At 70.0% G+C, this 2,529-nt stretch carries 3 protein-coding genes and 2 pseudogenes; 1 reads left to right on the top strand and 4 read right to left on the bottom strand.

The window, feature by feature from the left end; all coding sequences use genetic code 11:
* Positions 1-164: pseudogene (gene purH, locus ACLN58_RS20895) on the top strand (bifunctional phosphoribosylaminoimidazolecarboxamide formyltransferase/IMP cyclohydrolase); the annotation flags it as partial.
* A 173-nt stretch (positions 165-337) separates the two neighbouring features.
* Here purH and ACLN58_RS20890 read toward each other — a convergent pair.
* From ACLN58_RS20890 to ACLN58_RS20875, 4 genes and pseudogenes are all read right to left on the bottom strand, one after another.
* Positions 338-529 carry a hypothetical protein gene (locus ACLN58_RS20890; protein ID WP_415857148.1) on the bottom strand — a complete coding sequence of 64 codons (192 nt, stop codon included), beginning with the start codon at positions 527-529 and terminating at the stop codon, positions 338-340.
* Positions 530-674: 145 nt separating this feature from the next.
* Complete coding sequence (locus ACLN58_RS20885; protein ID WP_415857147.1) at positions 675-866, bottom strand: hypothetical protein; 192 nt, start codon at positions 864-866, stop codon at positions 675-677.
* Positions 867-929: 63 nt separating this feature from the next.
* Positions 930-1,121 carry a hypothetical protein gene (locus ACLN58_RS20880; protein ID WP_415857146.1) on the bottom strand — a complete coding sequence of 64 codons (192 nt, stop codon included), beginning with the start codon at positions 1,119-1,121 and terminating at the stop codon, positions 930-932.
* A 63-nt stretch (positions 1,122-1,184) separates the two neighbouring features.
* Positions 1,185-2,529: pseudogene (locus ACLN58_RS20875) on the bottom strand (hypothetical protein); the annotation flags it as partial.

The following is a 2,529-nucleotide window of genomic DNA, read 5'->3' as shown; positions in this document are numbered from 1 at the left end:
ACGCGTTCTTCCCGTTCGCGGACGGGCTCGAGATCCTCATCGCGTCCGGCGTCCGCGCCGTCGTGCAGCCGGGCGGCTCGATCCGCGACGAGGACGTGGTGGCCGCAGCGAAGGCCGCCGGGATCACGATGTATCTCACGGGGTCGCGGCACTTCTTCCACTGAGCGGAGTCGCTGGCGCGCGATCACTGGCGCATCTATGCGCTGTCCCGTGCGCCAGCACCCGCTAACACCCGCCCAACCCACATGCGAAGAGGGAGGCTCGGAGCGACCGAGCCTCCCTCTCCTTTTCCCGCGCCGGGCTGGGGGAGGAGCGGCGCCGGAGTTTTGTGGGGGGGTCAGAACTGCGTGACCGAGATGCCCTGAACCGCGACGCTGTTCGCGGCGGAGAGGACGGTCGCGGCGTTCACGGCCATTGAGGTGTTGTGCGCCGCGATGAGGGCCGTGTTGAGGTCCCACAGGAGGGTCTCGCGGGCCGGGAGCAGCTCGACGGACTCGGCAGCGATTTCGGTGATGGTGAGCTTGGTCATGATGGTTCACTCCTTTGGTGACGGCGCCGCGGGCGCGGCGCCAGGTTTTTGAATGGGTGGGGTACTGCGAGGTGGTGGACCGGTCCGGGCGCAGAGCGGGGGTGGCCCGCCGCAGAGCGCCGGCTCCCGGTCCGACGAGCGCCGACTAGTGCTGGAGCACGCCGACGATCTGGAGCGCGGCTGCGTTGGCGGTCGACCCGATCGTCGCGGCGTTGACGGCGATGGCCAGGTTGACTGCAACGACCGGTGCCACGTTGATGTCGAAGAGCAGTGTGTCGCGCTGCGGAAGTAGCTCGGCGTGCTCTGCGGCGACGTCAGCGGCAAGGGGTGCCTGCATGATGTCCTCCTAAGGTGGGCTCCCGGCGCCGATACGAGACCGGCGCCGGGTGCGCTTTCACTGTCAGAACTGGGTGACGGAGACGCCCTGAAGCGCGGCGCTGTTCGCCGCGGAAAGGACGGTCGCCGCGTTCACTGCGAACGAGGCGTTCGACGCCAGGATCTCTGCGATGTTGCGGTCCAGGAGAAGGGTCTCGCGGCCCGGAAGCAGCTCGACGGACTCGGCGGCCAGATCGGCCTTGGTGAGCTTCTGCATGATGTTCACCCCCTTTCCGGGTGCGGTCGTGACTCTCAAACGGGTGAGAGCTGGACGGCCGGGTCAGCTGTGGCGGCCGACTCGGAGTGCGTTGGTCGGGATGACGTGCCGCGGAAGCGGCCGGGGCATGCGGGGCGTGAGCCGCCGCACGAGCGCTCGCAGGATGTTCCCGAGGGCCTGGGCCAGGATCAGCACCGATCCGACGGCAGGCAGGGCGATGAGCGTGATCGCGAGGAGGGAGAGCGCCGCCTCGATGGGCTGGCCGGCCGTCACCGCGAGGGAGAGGTTGCGGACGTGGACGATGGTTGCGGCGACCGCGCTCGTGAGGATGTATGGGAGGCTCACGGCGAGCCACACGACGACCCCGGCCAGGAACGGCACGACGACGAGCACCCACGAGGTCACGATCAACCGCGAGATCGGCCTCAGTTCGCTCACCCGGGGATCGACGCCGCGCCCCGGGATGAGGCTGCGGAGCACGGGCCCTACGCGGGCGAAGAGGTCAGGGACCCCGGCGAGGTCGGCGAGCACGAAGTATCCGTCGAGCCGGATCGCGGGCGGAAGCTGCTGCGCCATTTGGAGCTGCGTCATGATGACGAGCAGCAGCAGCACGGGGCTGTCCGTCGCGAGGTACCCGAGCCCCGCGGCGAGGACCCACCAGAGGTGGAAATAGAGCCCGCCGAGGTCGGTCCGGATGCGGCCCGCGCGGCTCAGGCGGTACGAGTCGGTGACGTCTGTGTAGAACGCCGGGAAGATGAGGTAGAGGCCCACGCCGATGACGCCGGGCTTCGCGCCGCCGTAGCGGCACGCCGTGGCGTGCCCGACTTCGTGGACCAACGCTCCGACGCTCATGAGTGCGAAGAGGCTCAGGAGCAGTCCGGGCGTGAGCAGGACGTCGTCGAGCGCGGCGCCGGCGTTCGACCTCGCGAACAGGAGCACGTCGAGCGCCACGAGCGCGAGGCACGCCGTGACGACGACGGGCGTCGCGTACAGCGGCTTGAGGAGCTTCGAGAGACGGGCGACGGCGGCGCGCGGCACGAGCGTGGCCTTGGCGGTGAGCGCGAGGAGCGGCGTGGCCGTCGGCGCCGGGGCGGCGAGGGCAGCGTCGGGGTGTTCGAGGAGCCCCAGGGGTTCGAGCTTGCTCTCCGCGAGGAGCGTGAGGCCTTCGACGTCGAGTTCCTTGCCGAAGCCCGCGCTCACCCGCCGGGCGAGTTCCTCGGAGGGGAGGGGCTCGGCGGCCTCGGTGACGATGTGGTGCAGGAGCTCGCTGAGCTGGACTACCTGCCCGTCGGCCCGCCGCACGAGGTAGGTCGCGTGGTTGAGGCCCGAACCGGACACGAGGCCCAGAAGCTCGATGCCGGCCGCGCGCTGCCAGCGCTGCGGCGGAGCGGCAAGTTCCTGCGTCATG

The sequence above is a fragment of the Sinomonas sp. G460-2 genome (assembly GCF_047759905.1).
GTDB lineage: Bacteria > Actinomycetota > Actinomycetes > Actinomycetales > Micrococcaceae > Sinomonas.
This window is presented reverse-complemented; position numbering and strand designations above follow the sequence as displayed.

Coding starts and splice junctions, on each gene's coding strand:
- ACLN58_RS20890 (WP_415857148.1), bottom strand. CDS start 529: ATGACCAAGCTCACCATCACCGAAATCGCTGCCGAGTCCGTCGAGCTG.
- ACLN58_RS20885 (WP_415857147.1), bottom strand. CDS start 866: ATGCAGGCACCCCTTGCCGCTGACGTCGCCGCAGAGCACGCCGAGCTA.
- ACLN58_RS20880 (WP_415857146.1), bottom strand. CDS start 1,121: ATGCAGAAGCTCACCAAGGCCGATCTGGCCGCCGAGTCCGTCGAGCTG.